Genomic DNA, 18,884 nt, shown 5'->3' with positions numbered 1-18,884 from the left:
TTGCTCTTTTACAAAAATATCTTCCGCTTTGGGGAACGCCTGCAAATGGTCGTTTAATTCTTGGATTTCTTCTCTTGCTGTCATAGTTTCAAATTTCTCTCTTAGGTGAATTGCCTGTGCGGCTCGCACTACCTCCAACCTCCCCCTAGGGCCTTGTACAAGGTAATACCGTATTGCATACGCGTAAATTGAGCATTGGCAACACTAAGTTCGGCATTGAGGCGATTTACTTCGGCGGTGATTACCTCTAAATAATTCACCATACCGCTATCAAAGAGCTGTTTGGAGTAATCTGTAGCCTCTTGATAGGCCTTCATCTCTTTCGTTTTTAGCTCGATAAACTCTGTTTGGGTAGAGACGTTCTGCATAGCATCGGACACTTCCTTACCTGCGGAGAGTACCGCCTTTTTGAAATTGAGCAAAGCGGTTTCCTGAGCGATTTGTTGTACCTCGTATTGGGTGCGAATCTGTCGGCGGTTCAAGATCGGTTGGGCTAGTCCTGCTACAAAATTAGCAAATATGGACTTAGCCGAAATCCATGTATCCAGTTCGGTAGAGGAAATACCTCCACGAGCCGAGAGCGTCAGCGTAGGATAGAAAGCGGCACGAGCTACATTGGTCAGTTCAAAGGCATTGCGTAGGCTGAGTTCTGCACGGGCTACATCAGGACGGTTCTGGAGGAGCTTAGCAGCATATCCCTGCTTAAATTCGGTAGGGAATTGCTGCTCGGCAAGCGTGGTGCGCTCTATGGCATGAGGTTCTTCCCCAAGGAGCACACAAATGGTATTCTCCAAAGCCCATATACTATTGCCTATGGTAACCAATTGTGCCTGTGCATTATACACCAAAGCCTCTATTTGCTTAGTAGCCACTTCGGTAGTGGAGCCTGCCTCCTTGAGACTCTTGGTAGTCTCCAAGCTCTTTTGGCGGAAATCAATGGTTTGTTCCAATACCTTTTTCTGCTCATCAAGCATCAGCAGTTGGTAATAAGCCGTTGCTAAGGTAGCCACTACCTCGGATTGTACAGCTTTTTGTGCCTCTACGGTAGCAAGGTAAGAAGCATAGGAAGCACGGCGCTGGGCAGAGAGCTTACCCCAGATGTCGGTCTCCCATGAGGCAGCGCCTGTGATATCCCATAGATTATTGTATGTACGTTCGCCCACGCCTCCCATCGCATTGATAGAGTTGGTGCTACGGGTATAATTAGCCCCTACCGATAGGGTAGGAATAAAAGCGGCTTTGCTTTGCTTGAGGTACGCCTGAGCGGAAGCCACATTCTGCATCGCTACACGTACATCAAGATTGTTAGAGAGCGCCTTATTGATATGCCCTTGGAGAGTAGCATCGGTGAAGATGTTGCGCCAAGAGACATTGGCACTACTAAGACTATCGGCAGGCACTTGGTCGGCACGAAAGAGCTTTTCGTCTATAACATTGGGACGCTCGTAAGTTTTGCGACCTGCACAAGCGGTAAGGGTAAGGGCTATAAAAGCCGCCGCGAAACCTTTATAAATGATTCTGTTCATAATCTTAATTTAGGTAATAAGTAATAGATAATAAGCGATAAGGTTTTATAATATTAATTATTTTTGTTTGTCTTTGATATGCTCATTATAGTAATCTTGGGTGTAAACAAACACATTATACATAGAAATCTGTTCTATTTCCTTAGGCATCTCATCCCAAGTGCGTATCTCATAGGTATAAAACTCTCCATTGCGCACACGCTCCTTGAATGCTTCTTCATTCGATTTTTCAACTTTTGAATCATCTAGGTAAAAACTAAAAGATAATGTATAAGGATCCACAAAATATTTATAAATTACATCAGAATCTAATTGTACTTTATACTTTTGATGCGGTATATTCTTGATTACAAAGTAATATTGTTTATTCATTTTATACCCTTTATATTCGCTTTCAACAGAGAATTCTAATATATCAAATAGTTTTGCTTGTATAGTATAGTTTCCTTGGGCATCGGTATATACCTTTTCTCTACCATTGGAGACTATTGCCTTTGAGAAAGGTTTATTTTTCTCATCAAAAACCCTTCCTGATACGGTGATTTGTGCCATAGTGGAAAGCGTAAAAAAGAATAAAAATATAGTAAGTCGGGTCATAGTTGTTGGGTTTTTCGCATTTTTCTTTTGAATTTTCTTGTATAGATTTTATCTTGTTTTCGTCCTTTCTCATCTCTGACCGCTACGATACCAAAACGACCTTGAGTTCCATAAAGTGCCATAGCCTCTTGCTGTGCTATCTCACGGGCTTCTATCTCCTTACTGTTTTTTATCCTTTTGAGAAATTGCTTTTTATCCTTCATTGGCTTACCGTTGAGCACAAAAAGCTTATCACAAGGCGAACCTCCTACCGTCACCAGCCCCACAGTTGTATAGTTGATAGAGGACTTTTTAAGAGGAGGACGTACAAAATCCATTGTTTGTTCTGTGTTATCGGATACAACAACACGGCACTGCCCTACACATTCACTTAATATAGCATCCCAACGGTGAGCTTTTATCTCATATTTTCCTAAGCTATCGGTATATACCTCAGCGTCTCTTTCTCTGTTTTCTATTCTACAGCCGGCGATAGGATTACCTTCATTATCAGTAACCCTACCTGTTACTGTTATAGGAAATTTGAATTTTTCCAATATTTGTGCTATTCGGTAGTATTTGTATCCTTCTCGGGTCAGTTTTCCTAACTTCTTATGCTGTATTTCCTTTATTTTTTTCTCTGCTTCCTCTGTTACTATATATATCGCCCCTCCTCCTGCTTGTTTTCCAAAGAGATTTACTGCATTTTTTGATGTAAAATATATCAAAGCAGCCACATCTTCTGGGTCAACTGATTTTATTGTATCTATATTTCCTGCATTACCAACTATTTTCCCATCTAAAAAGAACACTGGCTGTGGGCTTCCACCTATCAAACACCTTAAAGTAGAATTTGTATTAGAATCCTCTTGAGGTGTTTTCACCTTCCCCAGCGTATCTTGTACTTGTTGTGCCATAGTGGAAAGCGTAAAAAAGAATAGAAATATAGTAAATCGGGTCATAGCTTATAGGAATTTTTTTACTTTTTTCAAAGTTCAACGATACGTAGAAAAATGTATTTATTCTTTTTTCTCTTTATCTTTGATATTCTCATTATAGTAATCTTTGGTATAAGCTACTAATCCATATTGACCGAGATAGCCATATTGTTCAGATAACTCTTGATAATCCATTACAGAATACTTGTAAAACTGTCCACTTCTAAGTTCTTCTTTGAATGCTTCTCTATCTCTTTTTTTAACTATATTATCATTACGTATAAAAACGATGCCACAAAGATAAGTATATTCAATACAAATACCACTATTCCTATAGATTCTGTCCATAGTATGGTTATATACTTGGTGAGGTGTGTCTTTAAACACAATATAACAGCCCCTATTGTCAAAATGGATTGTATCCCACTGTTTTGCTTGTATCTTATACATACCATTGGCATCCGTTGTTACATAATTAGCGACATAATACCCTTCGTTTGTATAAGTTATCACGTCTGTTTTTACAGTAATATTGGCAAGAGGATTCCCTTCTTTGTCAGTAACCTTGCCTGTTATAGTGATTTGCGCCATAGTGGAAAGCGTAAAAAAGAATAAAAATATAGTAAGTCGGGTCATAGTTGTTAGTTTTTAGTGTTTACAATGATTACGCCATACACGCCCTTTGCACCATACAAAGGAACTCCTGATTGTTCATCTATTTCTATTATTTCCTCTATTTTCTTCCGTCGTATTTTTTTAAGAAACTCTTCCTTTTTTTCTATAGGCAATCCGTCGAGAACAAACAACTTGTCGCAAGGAGTTTTCAAACTTATAGAGGGTGTAGAGGCTCTTGGGTCGCTGTTCCTGCTTTCAATAGGAGGGTGTTGTACAAAGTTATGGCTTTGTTCTCTTGCTTCTTTTACGACGAGATAACAATCCTCTATATTTTCAGCTTGTATCGCATTCCAGCGACGGGCTTCAATCGTGTAATTACCTATGCTATCCGTGAAGGTTCGAGTCCCCCTATCGTTGTTACGCACTTTGATATTAGCCAGAGGATTGCCTTCTTTGTCTGTAACTTTCCCTGAAACCACCATAAGGCGATAGGTTTGATAAAATTCTCCAATTTCTCTATAATGTCGCTCTCTTCTGTTGAGCTTTCTCTCAGCAGGAATATCTATAAGTGCTTCAGCCTTGCTAAGGGCTTCTTTAGTGATGATATATAAAGCTCCATATTTTGCGTTGCTACCAAAGATATTTTTAGCTTCTTCTCTAAAAAACACCAGAATTTCTGCTATATCATCGGGTTGTAACTTTTTAGTCTTCAAACTCCATCTGCTTAATTTCTTTCCATCGATGAGATAAAGAGGAAACTCTTTAGAGATTTTCCCTATATCCTTTATACCTCCCTTTTGAGTTTTATCCTCTTGAGCCATTAGGGGCAGTGAAAACAATGTAAAGAGTAAAAGAAACTTCATAACAACTCAAAATTCAAAACTGAAAACTTAAAACTCCTACTTATAGTTCCAGTCTTCCCCAGTGAGGTCATAGACCCTTTGGATACGCTTCATCAGCTCTACGAAGTCTATTTCCAAGTCTATGAGGCGTCCTGAACGAATGTCAAACACCCAGCCATGGACAATAGGGTACTGGTGATAGAGGTAGCCCTCTTGTACACAGGCCATTTTCGCCACGTTGATACACTGTTCTTCCACGTTAAGCTCTACCAAACGATCGTAACGCTCCTTAGGGGAGGTGATGGCATCGAGTTCGTCCTGATGTAGGCGATACACATCGCGTATGGTTCTCAGCCATGGGTTAAGCAGTCCCAAGTCCTTGGCTTGCATGGCGGCTTTCACCCCTCCGCAATCATAATGTCCACAGACAATAATATGTTTTACCTGTAGGTGTTCCACGGCGTATTGGATCACCGCCGTAGAACTCATATCGAGGGTATTGACCACATTGGCAATATTACGGTGAACGAAAACATCGCCAGGGCCTAACCCCATCAGCTCCTCTGCTGTTACACGGCTATCCGAGCAACCTATATAGAGGAAATCAGGGTTCTGCTCCTTGACGAGTTTCTTAAAAAAGTCCTTGTCTTCGCCTGTTTTTCTCTCGACCCACTGGCGGTTATTTTCAAAAATGGTTTTATAAGAATCCATAAATAATGATTAGTGATTAATGATTAATGCCAATAATGATTAATGATTAATGATGCGAATCAATAGTTAAGACACTATTAACTAACTATCTAAGACGCAATAAATTGCGTCTCTACACATGCGCTGGCTAAGACAACTTCTGATGAGCGTAGTCTTCCGTAGAGACGTAATTTATTGCGTCTTAACGAATTGGACTATACAATTCTATTGATTCGCCTTAATGATTAATGTCGTCTTAGAAAATGGGTTGTATAGCCTTCACAATACTATCCATAGAAACAGGTTGAGGGGTTACCTTATCACCCGTACGCACCCCATTGAGTCCTTGTACAATAATCACATCACCTGCCTTGAGACCTGTCTCCACCACGGCCAAATTATTAGCGCGGTTCTTGAGGGTTACCACTGTTTGCTTGATTGTATTATCTTCTACCTTATAGACAAATATCTTTCCTTGTTGCTCGAATACCGCTACTTCAGGGATTACCAAGGACTTATCAAAAGTCTGTGGAATAAGGATGGTACCACTATTTCCGTTGGTAAGTAAGCGATCAGGGTTAGGGAAGGTCGCACGGATTTGGATAGATCCTGTGGTAGGGTCTATCTGTCCTGTAACGGTCTGTATCTTTCCCTTGTGGTTATACAGCTGTCCGTTGGCCAAAACAAGGGATACTTCGGCAAAATTAGCCAACTTCTCCTTAGTAGTAGCCCCTTTAGTTTGTGCAAGGAAAGAAAGGTAATCCTTTTCGTTCATAGAGAAATAGGCATATACATCTTTCACATCGGAAACGGTAGTAAGTACCGTGTTATTGGCCGTTACCAAGGCGCCCTCACGGTAAGAGATAGCCCCTACTACGCCACTTACAGGTGCTTTCACTACTGCAAAGCCTATATTACTTGCGATTTCGTTATAAGCAGCTTGAGCGCGTTGCAAGTTGGCCTGAGCTGTTTCGAGTTGTACCTTGCTAACAATGTTCTTCTCCACCAAAGGGCGAAGCTTATTAACCTCTACCTGAGCCACTTCCACCTGAGCCTTAGCTGAAGCGGCTGACTGGTTGAGGGTCTGTGTCTCGAGCTGGAACATAGGCTGCCCCTGAGAAACGGCTTGGCCTTCATCTACCAATACCTTAGTGATATAGCCAGAGATTTTGGCCTGTACGGGACTATTAACGACTCCTTCTATATTGACAGGGAAAGAGAGGTCAGAGGTTGTACGCTGCTCTCCTACGGTAATCACTGGTAGCTCCTTAGGCCCACCTGCCCCCATCATAGCACCAGAGGCTTGTTGGTTTCCATTCTTACACCCTACTGCAAAGAGGGCAATACTTGAAAAAATTAAAACTTTATTCATTTTTTTAAATGTTTAATAGTTAATGATTAATGGTTAATGCCAATAATGATTAATGATTAATGCCAATAATGATTAATGGCCTCATGCTGGCATGAACTCGTCACTTGTCTCCCTTTTGCTAGCGCGAGCTTGCAGCTCGTGCTTATCATAAGGGAGCTTTTAGCTCCTTGTAGAAGAGCTGCAAGCTCGCGCCAGCGTATGAACTTGTCACTTGTCACTTGTCACTTGTCACTAATAACTTATACGTTCCTACTGAAATCAAAATACATAGTGTTATAGCAAAGAGCATAGGCTGGTCGGTAGCGGCGGAGAACAAGGCTAAGATAGCCCCAATCACTGCCCCCGTGGCAAAGCGAAACATACCTATAAGCGAGTTGGCCGTACCTGCTGTGCGAGGGAATAGTTCCAAGACAGCCGCATTGGCATTGCTCGATACCACCGAAACCATTCCTACATAGAAGGCAACCCCTATAGCTACAGGCCACAAGCCCCAGTGAAAAATAGCACAAAGTCCCAACCATAAGCCTGCTGTAAGCTGTATGCCAAGCCCTATACGCAAAACACGCTCCGTCCCTAAGCGACCCACAAAACGTCCCGAAAGGAAAGTGGCTACCATCATCACCCCTATATTAAGGATAAAAAAGTACCCAAAATGCTGTGGTGCTACCCCATATACCCCTGTATAGACCAGCGAACCAGAGGTCAAGAAACAGAACATTCCCGAATAGGAAAAGGCATTGGTAAAGATATAGCCAATGACCTTTTTATTGGTAGCTACTTGGCGGTAATTGCGCAATACGCCTATGATATCCAAGGGAATACGTCGCTCCTTAGGCAAAGACTCTGGGATGCGTAGCCACACCAAAAGGGCAGCGAGCAGTCCCAATACTGTCAATAGGTAAAAAATAGCCTGCCAATGAAACCAATTGGCTATATACCCTCCTAAGATAGGGGCTACCAAGGGCGCCACCATCGTTACGAGCATCACCATGGACATCATCTTGGAGAAAGCCTCCTTGTTGAAAAGGTCTCTAAGCAAGGCACCTGCAACCACCGCAGGGGCAGAACCAAAAAAGCCTTGCAGAAAGCGCAATATATAAAAATGGTATAACTCCCCCACCTGAGTGAGCCACAAGGCAATCACTGCCGCTACGATCACCCCTACAATAATCGTAGGCTTGCGTCCATAGCTATCCGAAAGCGGCCCCCAGAGCAATTGTCCCACGGCAAAGCCCATGGTAAAGAGCGCCAAGGTCGTCTGGATCCGCTCTTTGGAGACATGTAAGTCCGAGGCTATCGCCCCAAAGGACGGCAAGTACATATCTATCGCCAAAGGGGTAAGCATGGAGAGCAACCCCAAGATGAGGATAAATAGGATATCGGTATTATGGTTTTTCACTTATTTCTTCTTGTTTTAGTTTTTCAAAAAATTTTCGGTAAGCGTCTCTATTTGCTCTAAATAATCCAAGAGTAGCCCCAACTTATGTATTCTTTCCTCGGTAAAGGAGTGTTCGCTCTCATTCTGTGCCTTCATATACTGCTGAAAGTGTACAGTAAAATCTTTTTCATAACGAATCAGCTCCAAAAAACCTTCAAAACGCTTGTCAAAGGGAAAGGACTTAAAGTATTTGCGCCGTTTTCCCTCTTTGGTTTCGTAGTAGATTAGCTCCTTGTCCAATAGCAAGTGGATATTGGTAGAGAGGGCACTCTTGCTAACTTTCAATCGCTCTATCAGATCCTCAAAAGTAAGCCCATGTGTGCGGCCTTCTATAGCCAACACCGAGAGGATCTTGGCGGCCATAGGAGAAAGGTGATGCATACGGCGGAAGAGCTCCTCCATCATCTCAAGCAAGACAAACCGTTCTTTCATATCTTCGTTCTTCACTTAATCTGGATGCAAAGATAGTTATTTAGTTCTATTATTTGCGAACCAAAGTTATAAAATTTTGTTAATTTTTATCATTCAATCATCGGCCTCTTGTCTACGCTCTTACTAGCTGACTATTTTAATATGAGTTCAATATAACGAAAGCCCCCACAGATTTTCACGGATTTCACAGATTTTCTATGTTTGTGTAATTGTGCTGTTGCGATTTACACAGATTTTTATAAGGCCTTTGGCCTTATTTATCCGTGAAAATTAAAGAGTTATACTTAGTTGTTGTGTTATTTTCTCTGTGAAAATCCGTGGAATCTGTGGGAGAAAATGTAATTTTGCTTACGTCGAACTCACGTTATTTTATTTGGAAAGATGTCCAATATTTACTATTTTTGCGCAATTTTAAGGAACAAACGCCAGCAGTCAGTAAGCTATCTGGCATTAATCATTAATCATTAAAATGCGTCTATTATATATCTTATTAGCTCTCTTGACAATAGGTTGTTCCAAGGGGGGAGGGGATCGCAGCTCTGTGGAAGTGCTTTTGCGTAAAAACCCCTCTATGCTGCTACATATCCACCAAAAAGACCAGTTTGTAAGTCAAGCCATTAACCATGATTTTTGGAAGGAATACTTTAAGTACTATCCCAATGGGAATGTGCAGAACCTATTGCGTTCCTTGCCTGTGGATAAGGACATCTGGTTGGGCTATACCCATGAGGGGGCGTATCTGAGCTGTAGATTACCTGAAAAAGATACGCTTAGCCCTTGGAAGTCCCTTACCCCTGAGCAGTTGGATTCCCTAACCATAGAAAACAAAAAGTGGTACTATCGCTATCATGAGCGCAACCTGCTGGTAGGCTCGCTCAAGGACCTTCCACAGTGGGAGAGAGAAACCGAAGAGGAGCACCCTTATGAGGATTTCTACAAACTCAACAAGACCACCAGTGAGGATGTGGTAGCCAATTTGTTTCTCTCGCCTAAGAAAAACCAAGAGTTTGTCGGAGGGATCTTTCCCCCTCGTCTGGTAGCACAAATCGGTGATTGGACGGCTTGGGATATCTTCCTTGATAGGCATACCTTTCGCCTGAGTGGCTCCTCGCTGCGTCCTGCCGATAGCCTACCACAATTGCCACTGTCTAACCCTAAGAAAAACACCCTTGAGAGTGCTTATGTCATTCCCCAATCGGCTAAGAATATAGAGGCTTATGCCTTTGACGAGGCACTGATCCCCGACGAGTTTTACTTTGATTTCCAAACAGATATATCTTCTGTAGCGTTCTTTGATTTTGCGGGAGATTCCTTGGCCGTACTACACAGCGAGAACCCTACCGAGACACTGCGCTACTTTACCATACTCAAGACAGAGACCTTCCAAGGTGCTTCTCTCTACCAGATAGAGGAACTCTCAGACGTACAGTCGTTCTTTAGTATCTTTGGCCATGAGCTAGCCCCTAAGTATATCTATAAGCAGGAGGACGATCTTATCTTTGCCCAACAGCGAGGTGCTCTTGAGCAACTTATCAATGCGCTCCAGCTCAAGCAGAGCCTAGCCGAGCAATCCCGTTTTGCCGCCCTCAAGGAACAGAGCAGTAGCCAAACCGCTTTTGTTGCGGTAGCCAACCTTAACGAATCATCAGCTTTTGCCAAGAAATACCCTACCCTGGCCACTCGCTATGGCTATGCTGCCCTACAGCTAAGTCCCGAAGAGCATTTCTACCAACTCACGCTCTCGGCTACTGCGGCTAAGGTAGGGGAAAGCGCCTTAGAAACCACCGATACCTCTGCTAGCCCCACCCAAGGCAATACCCCTACAAACGAAGGGGCTGCCCTTGCTGAACGCTTCCAGCTAATCCTTGACAAAGATGCCCATACCCTCCCCCACTTTGTTACCAACCACCGTACAGGGCAACGCGAAGTGGTCATCCAGGATACTGACAACCAACTCTACCTCATAGGCCATGAGGGGAAAATCCTTTGGAAAAAACGCTTGGATAGCGCTATACAAGGGAAGATATACCAAGTGGATCTCTTCCGCAATGGTTTCTTGCAATTGGCTTTCAATACCCAATACTCCAGCTATGTGATAGACCGCAATGGCAAGGAGGTTATGCCTTTCTGTCATTCATACAAGAACCCTCTGCTACCCTTGCAAATCTTTGACTATGACCGCAATAAAGATTACCGCTTTGTGATCTGTGACAACTATCGCATCCGCCTTGAGGACAGGCGCGGGGAGGAGGTCAAGGGCTTCGAGGGCAGCCATGTCCCAGTAGGGATTAAGGCTACTCCTCAGCACATGCGTTTAGCAGGTAAGGACTTTATCGTCTTCCCAAAAGCAGACAATCACCTTAGTATCCTCCACCGCAATGGTAGCGTACGTATTCCCCTTAGCCAAACCTTTGCCTTCTCTGACAACCCTATACGCGCTTATAAGGATTGCATCTGCTTTACTACCGAGGACGGCAAGCAGTACTATATAGACAGCAACGGAGGCCTACGCCAAGAATCCTTGGGGGTAGGCGCAGGACATTACTTTGATGTATTGGACGATACTTGCGTGGTACTAAGCGGCAACAAACTGATTATTAACAAGAAAAAAATAGACCTCCCTTATGCCGACTATGCGCGACCTCGCCTGATACAGACACCCAAGGGGCTGCTTATCTCGGTACTTGACCAGCAGAACCACCAGCTCTACCTGCTCAATGCACAAGGAGAGATTTATCCAAATTTCCCTATCTACGCCCTCTCCCAAGCGGATGTCACCGTGGAAGCAGGTAAGCTGCTACTGACTTTTCTAAAGGAGAAAAATACAGTAACAGTAATAAGTGAAGAGTGAAAAGTGAAGAGTGAAAAGCGCCACCCTGTTGTTCACTCTTCACTTTTCATTTTTCACTATAGAAAGTGTCAGTCCATCGCGTATAGGCAGCAATACCGTTTCCAAACGTGGATCGGTAGCTAAGCGCTCATTATAGGCCATAAGGACTTGGGTATGCTTGTCATTGTCCTTGACTGGCTCCACCACCTTACCACTCCAAAGCACATTGTCCGAGAGGATCACCCCCCCTACGCGCATCTTAGGCAAGACCGCCTCTAAGTAATTGAGGTAGTTCTTCTTATCGGCATCTATAAATACTAAGTCTATGGCATCGGGCAAGGTAGGCAAGACCTCAAGAGCAGGAGCAAAGTGCTGTACAATCTGCTCTCTGTAAGGACTCTGCCCGAAATATTTGTTCTGAATATCCTCATATTCCTCATTAGCCTCTATAGTATGTAGCCGCCCCGAAGGAGCAAGCCCCTCGGCCAAGCAGAGGGTTGCATAGCCTGTAAAGGTACCTATTTCCACTATATAGCTAGGGGCGAGCAGCTTGGAGAGTACACTAAGCAGGCGCCCCTGCAAGTGGCCACTGAGCATACGAGGCTGCAAGACCCTCAGGTGTGTTTCACGCACAAGAGCCGCCAACAAGGGCGGCTCCTGCTGGCTATGCTGTTCGGCATAGCGCTCTAAATCTTCTGAAAGGAAGTGCATAAGTTATTGCATTAGGGTCATTTCATCTACCACATGCTTGGCACCTGCATAGGTATCTATACACCAAAGCACGTAACGAATATCCACCACTATGGTACGTTGGAGCTTTTTGTCAAAGATCACATCACCTGCCATAGCCTCTATATTACCGTCAAAGGCCAAGCCGATAAGCTCCCCCTTGCCATTGAGCACAGGCGAACCAGAATTACCCCCTGTAATATCATTGTTGGTTAGGAAATTCACATGCATGGTGCCATCCTTATCTAAGTAACGACCAAAATCACCTTTTTGGTACATCTGGACAAACTTCTCTGGCATGTCAAACTCTGGATCCCCTGGCTTATATTTATCCAACATGGTTTTGAAAGTGGTGTAGTAGTTACGCTTCACATCATAATTGCGCTTATCCTTAGGCAAGGACTTCACGCTGCCATAGGTAAGGCGTAAGGTAGAGTTGGCATCAGGATAGAGAATTAGGCTCACCTTGGAATCGCGCATACCCTTTACATATTTGCGGAAAGCCTTTTGGTAAGTATCCTTCAGCGCTTCATCTTCAGAGCTATAATACTTATCCACCAAGGCCTTAGCTATATGTGCTAGTGGGTCTTTGTCAAGTGCTTCTTGGCTTGGATTTTGGAAGAACTTGTCTATATGCTCCTTAGTTGTAAAGATACTACGGGCAAATACCTCTGCGGCATATTTCTTAAAATCCCCCTTATACTGCTGCTTAATCTCAGCCAATTCTTGAGGAATATCGGTAGACTTGTCCGCATAGAGCTTAAGGTTATCAGCGAAAAGGTCTATCTCGGCAGGGAGATAGGTACGGTCATAATAGTTGTAAAGCGCCTGGGTTACACGCTCTTTGATCTGCTGTTTTTCCTTATCGGAAGAAGAGTTGAGGTACAAAGAAAGTTCCTTGGCCAAGGGATTTGCCTGAGAGGCGAGTTGGCTAGCTCTAAAGAAAATAGCCAAGTAGTTTTGGTTGGCTGCCTGTTCATTCGTCTTGGCAAAGAAAGACGCTAAGTCGGTTAGCACAGCACCATATTCTGCTTTGTTTTCCTGCTTAGCTGCCCATTTGGCAAATTTCTTTTCTGCCTTTCGCTTAAGCGCTGCGGTCTTGTGAGCGGTAAGGGCATCGATCATTCCTTGGCGATTCTTCCAATAGTTGGCCAAGCCTGCATAAGCAGAAGCATATTTGAGGCGTACAGCATTGTCGGCATCCATATGTTTTTTCATGGCATCCATAGCCGTTTTGGAAGCCTCTACCCAAGCAGGGTAGCCATATTTCACCTGCTGATCCACCCAATAGGAAGGCACCCAGCGGTTAGTACGACCAGGATAACCCAAGATCATCGCAAAATCCTTCTCTTCCACTCCTTTGAGACTTACATTGAGGTATTTTTGTGCCTTCATCGGAATATTCTCTGGCGAATACTCAGCAGGATTGCCATTCTTATCGGTATATACACGGAACACGGAGAAGTCGCCTGTATGGCGTGGCCATTCCCAGTTGTCGGTATCGCCCCCGAATTTGCCTACATTCTCAGGAGGAGTACCCACCAAGCGCACATCCTTGAAGTCCTGATATACAAAGTAATAGAACTCATTGCCTTGGAAGAACGAACGCACGGAAACCACATACCTGCCTCCCTCATCGTTCTCTTTTTGAATCTTGCTTATTTCTGTATTGAGGGCGGCCTCGCGTTCTTTCTCGCTCATAGAAGGATTTACCACCGCGAGCATACGATCGGTAACATTGTCCATACGCACAAAGAAGCGTACAGAGAGACGCTTAGGAGAGAGCTCATCGGCCTTGGTTTTTGCCCAATAGCCGTCGCGTAAGTAGTTATGCTCAGGGGTAGAAAGGCCTGCAATCGCCCCATAGCCACAGTGATGGTTGGTAATAACTAGCCCATCGGGGGAGATAATACTGGCCGTACAGCCCCCGCCAAACTGCACTATGGCATTCTTAAGGCTGTTATTGTTGATACTATAGATTTCTTCAGCGGTAAGCTGCAAGCCCTCTTTCTGCATATCGCGCTCGTTCAGGCGCTTGAGGAACATCAGGAACCACATCCCCTCATCGGCTCTGACCATAGAGGGCAGAAGTAATAACAGAGAGGTTACAAAGGAAAAAATAACTTTTCTCATTCGGTTAGGTTTTTAGGAATTTAATAAAGGGCAAAAGTACGAAAAAATTATCAATTAGCCAATCAGGAACCTCTCCAATTCGTAAGCTACTACAAAGCTAGTCAAAGGGCTTGTTACGCTGCCGCGAACTTGCAGAGACTAACCCTATATAGATGCCGCGATAAAAAAAGATAAGCAAGTAAATATCTAAAAAATAATTATTACCTTTGTACTCTAATTTAATATTAAGATTTATGAGTATTATTGCAACACTTATTATTGGAGCCATCGCTGGATGGTTAGGAGGAGTTATCTACAAGGGTAGTGGACTAGGCCTTCTTGGGAATATCATTGTTGGTATTCTTGGAAGTGGCGTTGGGTATTGGCTTTTAGCAAGTGTGTTTCACATCTCACTTGGAGAAGGATTGATTGGTTCTATCTTGACTGGAGCCATTGGAGCCATTGTTATTTTATTCTTGATAAATTTGATATCTAAGAAGTAATAAAGAAGCTACTTGCACGAGTTTCTAAAAGCCAGTGAGTAGGTACTCATTGGCTTTGAAAATTTTTTATAACACCTATTTCACATTAATCAAGGTAAGAAGAAGAGAGCTGACTACACTAGCGCGAACTAAAAGTTCGCGCTAACAATGAAAAAAAATACAACCCTCTGATATTCTTGCTATTACAAAATTTTCAAGTTAAAAATTTCTAAAAAATAATTTTTCTTTGCGAATATTTCATCATTACAAAAGAAGTTTATATATTTGCCTTTGGAAAAAACAGAAAGAAAAATGGGATTATTAGATTTATTTAAAAAGAAAAAATTCGATGAAACAGACTTAAAATCAATAACTTACAAAAGATATTGGTTAGATTCTATTTCTACTATTCTCATTCCTACCGATTGGGAAGTAACTAATACTGACCGTTTTTTAGCTAAATCTGCCGATGATAGAGCGATCCTTACGGTAATGAGTTCCGAAGAACCCGTCAAGGGAGAAATTAACAAAGCGTTCTTCGAACGTCTCAAAGGCGATTTCTTCAAGGAATATGAGAGAGATGGTTTCACCGCACTGGATGAGACCACTGCTAACGAGCGCTATATCAGTAAAACTTTCCGCACCTACGACGAGGTAGAGTACCACTTCACTTGTGCCAAAAAGATTGACGACAAGGCTATTATTACCGAGATTATCCTTCGCCACAAGGATTCTTATAGCCTTGAGATGCGCGAACTAGTGGATAAGATAGGTATGAGCATACAGTATGTACCCGACTTCACCCGCCTTTTCGCTCAGCGTTTGGTAACTAAGAACCCCAATGTACAGGTGAGAAAAACCAAAGGCCTTGAAATAGAATGGATGCTCAAAAGTGAGCCTGGACAGCTCATCACCAGTTTCCTTGACAATGCCTATGCCGAATATATGCACCGCAGTGATTTCTATCTAAGTGAAATCATTGAGAAATATGCCAGTTCCATACTTGAGACTATTCCCAAGCAAAAACCCAAACCACAGCCTGAAAAACCTAAACCGCAGCCTGAAAAACCAAAAGAAACGGCCAAGAAGGAAGAGCCTGTGATCATCACCACGCCTCCTCCTGCCCAGCCGCCTAAGCCTAAGGAAGAAGCGCCTAAACCTAAGGAAGAGACGCCTAAGGCTCCTGCTGCCCAGCAGCCCGTACAGCCTGTGGAAAAACCCGTGGAAACTCCTGCTGACAAGACCCCTAAGCCAGTGGAAAAACCCATCGAACCCCCTGTGGTTGAGACTCCTAAGGCAGCAGAAAAACAAGAAAAAGCACCTCACTTCCCCGATGTGGAGGCCTTTACCCGTGGAGAAAAACCTGCGGTTGAGACCCCTGCCCCCCAAGTGGCTAAATCGGTTGAAGTGGCCAAACCTGTTACAGCCCCTATCCTAGGAACTTCTGTAGAAGCACCTGAAGAAATCGACGAAATGGTCATAGGAGGCATTGTTATTAAGAAAGAGGAAATTTTCCCACTGGTGAGAACCACTGGCTTCATAGAAGAACTCAAAGCAGAGATACCCGACTTGCTCTATGAGAATATCAATAGTGAATTGGGTGTGATCTACTTGGTTCGTGATGAGAAGATCAGCCTTACTATGGGCGATCTCAGAAACCTACACTTGGATATGCTTGCACTGAAATCATTGGCGGTACAGAACCTTATCAACCAGATAGAAGTAGGGGTAGAGGAAGAAGGCAACCGCTATACTATTGTGGCCGATGGCAAGTTCGAGGCTAGCTTCTTAGTGGTTTCCGACCTTTGGTCTAAGGACAACATCCCTGTAGAGGGTACCATCACCGTAGGAGTTCCTGCCAACAATGTATTGCTCATCACCGGTAGCGCCAACCCTAATGATATGAACTGGATACGACACAGAGTCGCCCAAGCCTATGTGGAGAGTAATATTCCAATCTCAGACAAGCTCTTTGAGGTAAAAGGAAACTCTCTTATTCCTCTGTAAGTATTATATGAAAAAACTACTCTTTTTAATCACCACTATACTAAGCCTCGCCTGCCATGCACAGGACGATAAGAATATCCTTTTGCCCCAAAACCAAAAGCAAAGTAACTTCTTTGACAACTTTACCATAGGCGGCAACATAGGAGCCTCTTTTGGAAACAACCTTTGGGGTGTGTCCTTGGCTCCCCGTATAGGCTATAAGGTTACCGAAGATTTTGAAGTGGCTTTTTCAGTGAATTATTACCACCAAAAAAGTCCAAATGTTCGATACAACTCTCTGAGCTTAGGCCCCTCGCTGAACTACTATATAGCGCGCAATTTCTATGTAAAAGCCTCATACCAGCACTATTTCATAGATCAGAAGACAAGAGGGATTAGCGAGCATTACAAGAGGGAAGAATCCGCTCTATACTTAGGGGCTGGCTATATGCAATACTTAGGGGGACGTTCCTACCTGCGCCTAGGCTTCTCTTACAATGTGTTGTATGACAAAGATAAAAGTATTTTCTCCTCTGGCCTGTCTCCTGAGGTAGGGATCGTCATAGGGTTATAATACTTAACTTAGCAAGCAGAGAATGGAATGGATATACGATCTTTTTGAATTTTCCAAAAAATACCCAATGGATTTTACCCAAATGGGTTTTTGGGTATTTTTCTTCATCGTATATACAGGTTTTGCCTTTGTCTATAAGCGCCTTTTTGCCCGCAATCTCTTTCTGTTCTTAGTCAGTTGTTTTTTCTATTACAAGACCAGTGGACTGTTCGTCATGCTCTTGCTATTCAGCACTGTAACGGATTTTTACTTTGGCCGCCAGATAGACAGAAGCGAAAATGAGGGGAGGCGAAAACTCTTTGTTACGCTGAGTGTTACGCTGAACCTACTGGTGCTGAGCTACTTCAAGTATGCGTACTTCTTCACTGATTCCTACAATACTATTTTCCACACTGACCATAAGGTGTTTAACTACTTAGCTTACTGGGGCAATGGCTTTCATAACAAGGGCTATTTCTCGGTAGATGAGATTGTGCTCCCAATGGGGATTTCTTTCTATACTTTTCAGACTATTAGTTATACGGTAGATATCTATAGGCGCAAACTCAAGTCTCTGGATTCTATCTTGGATTTTGGGCTGTATGTAACCTTTTTCCCCCAACTCGTGGCAGGGCCTATTGTACGTGCGGAGGAGTTTGTCCCCCAGATTCTGCGCCCTACTCAAATCACCCAAGCCGATTTCAACAAGGCCACTTTCTTTATATTCAAGGGACTGATTAAAAAGATGCTCTTTGCCAACTTTATCGCGACGGAGTTCTTAGATAGGGTCTTTGAGATGCCAACTATGTATTCGGGTTTCACCAACCTTATGGCGCTAGTGGGCTATTCTCTGCAAGTCTACGGGGATTTTGCTGGCTATACCGATATAGCCATAGGGCTGGCGCTACTTATGGGCTTTGAGCTACCGCGTAACTTCAATTCGCCATATAAGGCCGTCAATACAGGAGATTTCTGGAAGCGCTGGCATATCTCCCTCTCTACTTGGCTGAAGGACTACCTCTATATTCCTTTGGGAGGAAATCGCACAGGCTCTTGGGCATCGGTGGCGATCTCCTTGTTATTGATCTCGGTGGCACTCATCGGGGTAGGTAATCCCTATTTCTCGCTCATTGTAGGGGTATTGCTCTTAGGGGGGACGCTCTTGGCCATGAAGAATGAGCGTTTTCAGCACTATATCTCGACCAATATCAACCTGATGCTCACTATGGTACTGGGAGGGTTATGGCATGGTGCCTCGTGGAAGTTTATCCTATGGGGAGGAATTAATGGTTTAGGTATTGTCTTCTACAAACTCTGGCGTAAGATAAGCCCCTATGAGCATTCTACCCATTGGTTGGCACATTTCTGGAAAGTCTTTTCCACTTTTATGTTTATCGTCTTTGTACGTCTTTATTTCCGTGGAGAGGACATAGAGCGTATCAACCAATTCTACAGTCAGCTATGGAACAACATGGACTGGAGCAGCAGCGGACAGGTATTATGGTACTTTCGTGATGCCTTCGCGGTTATGGTACTAGGCTATGTAGTACACTGGCTTCCCCAATCGCTCAAGGATAAAATAGAGAATGCCTACTACCAAAGTCCTATCTGGGTAAAAGTCCTTATCGCAGTAGTGGCAGCTGTTATCTGCTATCAGACTTTCTCCAACGAATCACCAGCGTTTATTTACTTCCAATTTTAGTAGTTAGTCGTAGGGGCGAATGGCAATTCGCCCATGAAAGAGGGCAAATAGCAATTCGCCC

General features: G+C 43.5%; 16 protein-coding genes. 5 read left to right on the top strand and 11 right to left on the bottom strand.

Features of this window, described 5'->3' with window-relative positions; translation table 11 throughout:
• Window positions 1-128: 128 nt before the first annotated feature.
• The 9 genes from HMPREF1154_RS11890 to HMPREF1154_RS11850 all read right to left on the bottom strand — a co-directional run bounded on the left by HMPREF1154_RS11890 (window position 129) and on the right by HMPREF1154_RS11850 (window position 8,444).
• A complete protein-coding gene (locus HMPREF1154_RS11890) occupies window positions 129-1,526 on the bottom strand; it encodes an efflux transporter outer membrane subunit (RefSeq protein ID WP_009642804.1) in 1,398 nt (465 codons plus the stop codon).
• A gap of 57 nt (window positions 1,527-1,583) precedes the next feature.
• A complete protein-coding gene (locus HMPREF1154_RS11885) occupies window positions 1,584-2,123 on the bottom strand; it encodes a carboxypeptidase-like regulatory domain-containing protein (protein ID WP_009642824.1) in 540 nt (179 codons plus the stop codon).
• Entirely contained in the window at window positions 2,120-3,064 is a 945-nt protein-coding gene (locus tag HMPREF1154_RS11880) for a hypothetical protein (protein ID WP_009642813.1), read from the bottom strand. The genes HMPREF1154_RS11885 and HMPREF1154_RS11880 overlap by 4 nt, the downstream gene beginning before the upstream one ends.
• A 57-nt stretch (window positions 3,065-3,121) precedes the next feature.
• Window positions 3,122-3,676, bottom strand: coding sequence for an Ig-like domain-containing protein (locus HMPREF1154_RS11875; RefSeq protein ID WP_009642799.1), 555 nt, complete (start codon window positions 3,674-3,676; stop codon window positions 3,122-3,124).
• Between the two features lie 5 nt (window positions 3,677-3,681).
• On the bottom strand, window positions 3,682-4,518 hold the full coding sequence (locus HMPREF1154_RS11870) for a carboxypeptidase-like regulatory domain-containing protein (protein ID WP_034567472.1): 837 nt from the start codon (window positions 4,516-4,518) through the stop codon (window positions 3,682-3,684).
• A gap of 36 nt (window positions 4,519-4,554) precedes the next feature.
• Window positions 4,555-5,208: a carbonic anhydrase gene (locus HMPREF1154_RS11865; RefSeq protein WP_009642803.1), complete on the bottom strand. Its 654-nt coding sequence runs from the start codon at window positions 5,206-5,208 to the stop codon at window positions 4,555-4,557.
• A gap of 235 nt (window positions 5,209-5,443) precedes the next feature.
• Complete coding sequence (locus tag HMPREF1154_RS11860; protein WP_009642810.1) at window positions 5,444-6,559, bottom strand: efflux RND transporter periplasmic adaptor subunit; 1,116 nt, start codon at window positions 6,557-6,559, stop codon at window positions 5,444-5,446.
• A 214-nt stretch (window positions 6,560-6,773) separates the two neighbouring features.
• A complete protein-coding gene (locus tag HMPREF1154_RS11855; protein WP_009642831.1) occupies window positions 6,774-7,958 on the bottom strand; it encodes a Bcr/CflA family multidrug efflux MFS transporter in 1,185 nt (394 codons plus the stop codon).
• A 15-nt stretch (window positions 7,959-7,973) separates the two neighbouring features.
• Entirely contained in the window at window positions 7,974-8,444 is a 471-nt protein-coding gene (locus HMPREF1154_RS11850) for a GbsR/MarR family transcriptional regulator (protein WP_232212000.1), read from the bottom strand.
• Window positions 8,445-8,898: 454 nt separating this feature from the next.
• Here HMPREF1154_RS11850 and HMPREF1154_RS11845 point away from each other — a divergent pair, with 454 nt between their 5' ends.
• Entirely contained in the window at window positions 8,899-11,280 is a 2,382-nt protein-coding gene (locus HMPREF1154_RS11845; RefSeq protein ID WP_009642811.1) for a hypothetical protein, read from the top strand.
• A gap of 39 nt (window positions 11,281-11,319) precedes the next feature.
• On the opposite strand, the gene HMPREF1154_RS11840 is transcribed toward HMPREF1154_RS11845, so the two are convergent.
• Window positions 11,320-11,970: an O-methyltransferase gene (locus tag HMPREF1154_RS11840; RefSeq protein ID WP_009642841.1), complete on the bottom strand. Its 651-nt coding sequence runs from the start codon at window positions 11,968-11,970 to the stop codon at window positions 11,320-11,322.
• A gap of 3 nt (window positions 11,971-11,973) precedes the next feature.
• Window positions 11,974-14,121, bottom strand: a complete 2,148-nt coding sequence (locus tag HMPREF1154_RS11835; protein WP_009642836.1) for a S46 family peptidase — start codon at window positions 14,119-14,121, stop codon at window positions 11,974-11,976.
• Window positions 14,122-14,354: 233 nt separating this feature from the next.
• Here HMPREF1154_RS11835 and HMPREF1154_RS11830 point away from each other — a divergent pair, with 233 nt between their 5' ends.
• The 4 genes from HMPREF1154_RS11830 to HMPREF1154_RS11815 all read left to right on the top strand — a co-directional run bounded on the left by HMPREF1154_RS11830 (window position 14,355) and on the right by HMPREF1154_RS11815 (window position 18,823).
• A complete protein-coding gene (locus tag HMPREF1154_RS11830; protein ID WP_016420561.1) occupies window positions 14,355-14,603 on the top strand; it encodes a GlsB/YeaQ/YmgE family stress response membrane protein in 249 nt (82 codons plus the stop codon).
• A gap of 291 nt (window positions 14,604-14,894) precedes the next feature.
• Window positions 14,895-16,589 carry a DUF1444 family protein gene (locus HMPREF1154_RS11825; RefSeq protein ID WP_034567470.1) on the top strand — a complete coding sequence of 565 codons (1,695 nt, stop codon included), beginning with the start codon at window positions 14,895-14,897 and terminating at the stop codon, window positions 16,587-16,589.
• A gap of 7 nt (window positions 16,590-16,596) precedes the next feature.
• Window positions 16,597-17,142 (top strand): transporter, encoded by a 546-nt coding sequence (locus tag HMPREF1154_RS11820; protein WP_009642826.1) that lies wholly within the window; start codon window positions 16,597-16,599, stop codon window positions 17,140-17,142.
• Window positions 17,143-17,164: 22 nt separating this feature from the next.
• Complete coding sequence (locus HMPREF1154_RS11815) at window positions 17,165-18,823, top strand: MBOAT family O-acyltransferase (RefSeq protein ID WP_034567469.1); 1,659 nt, start codon at window positions 17,165-17,167, stop codon at window positions 18,821-18,823.
• Window positions 18,824-18,884 lie beyond the last annotated feature (61 nt).

Origin of the sequence: Capnocytophaga sp. CM59, from assembly GCF_000293175.1 — a bacterium.
Lineage (GTDB): Bacteria > Bacteroidota > Bacteroidia > Flavobacteriales > Flavobacteriaceae > Capnocytophaga > Capnocytophaga granulosa.
Note: the sequence above shows the minus strand (reverse complement) of the source record. Positions and strands in the feature narration are given on the sequence as shown.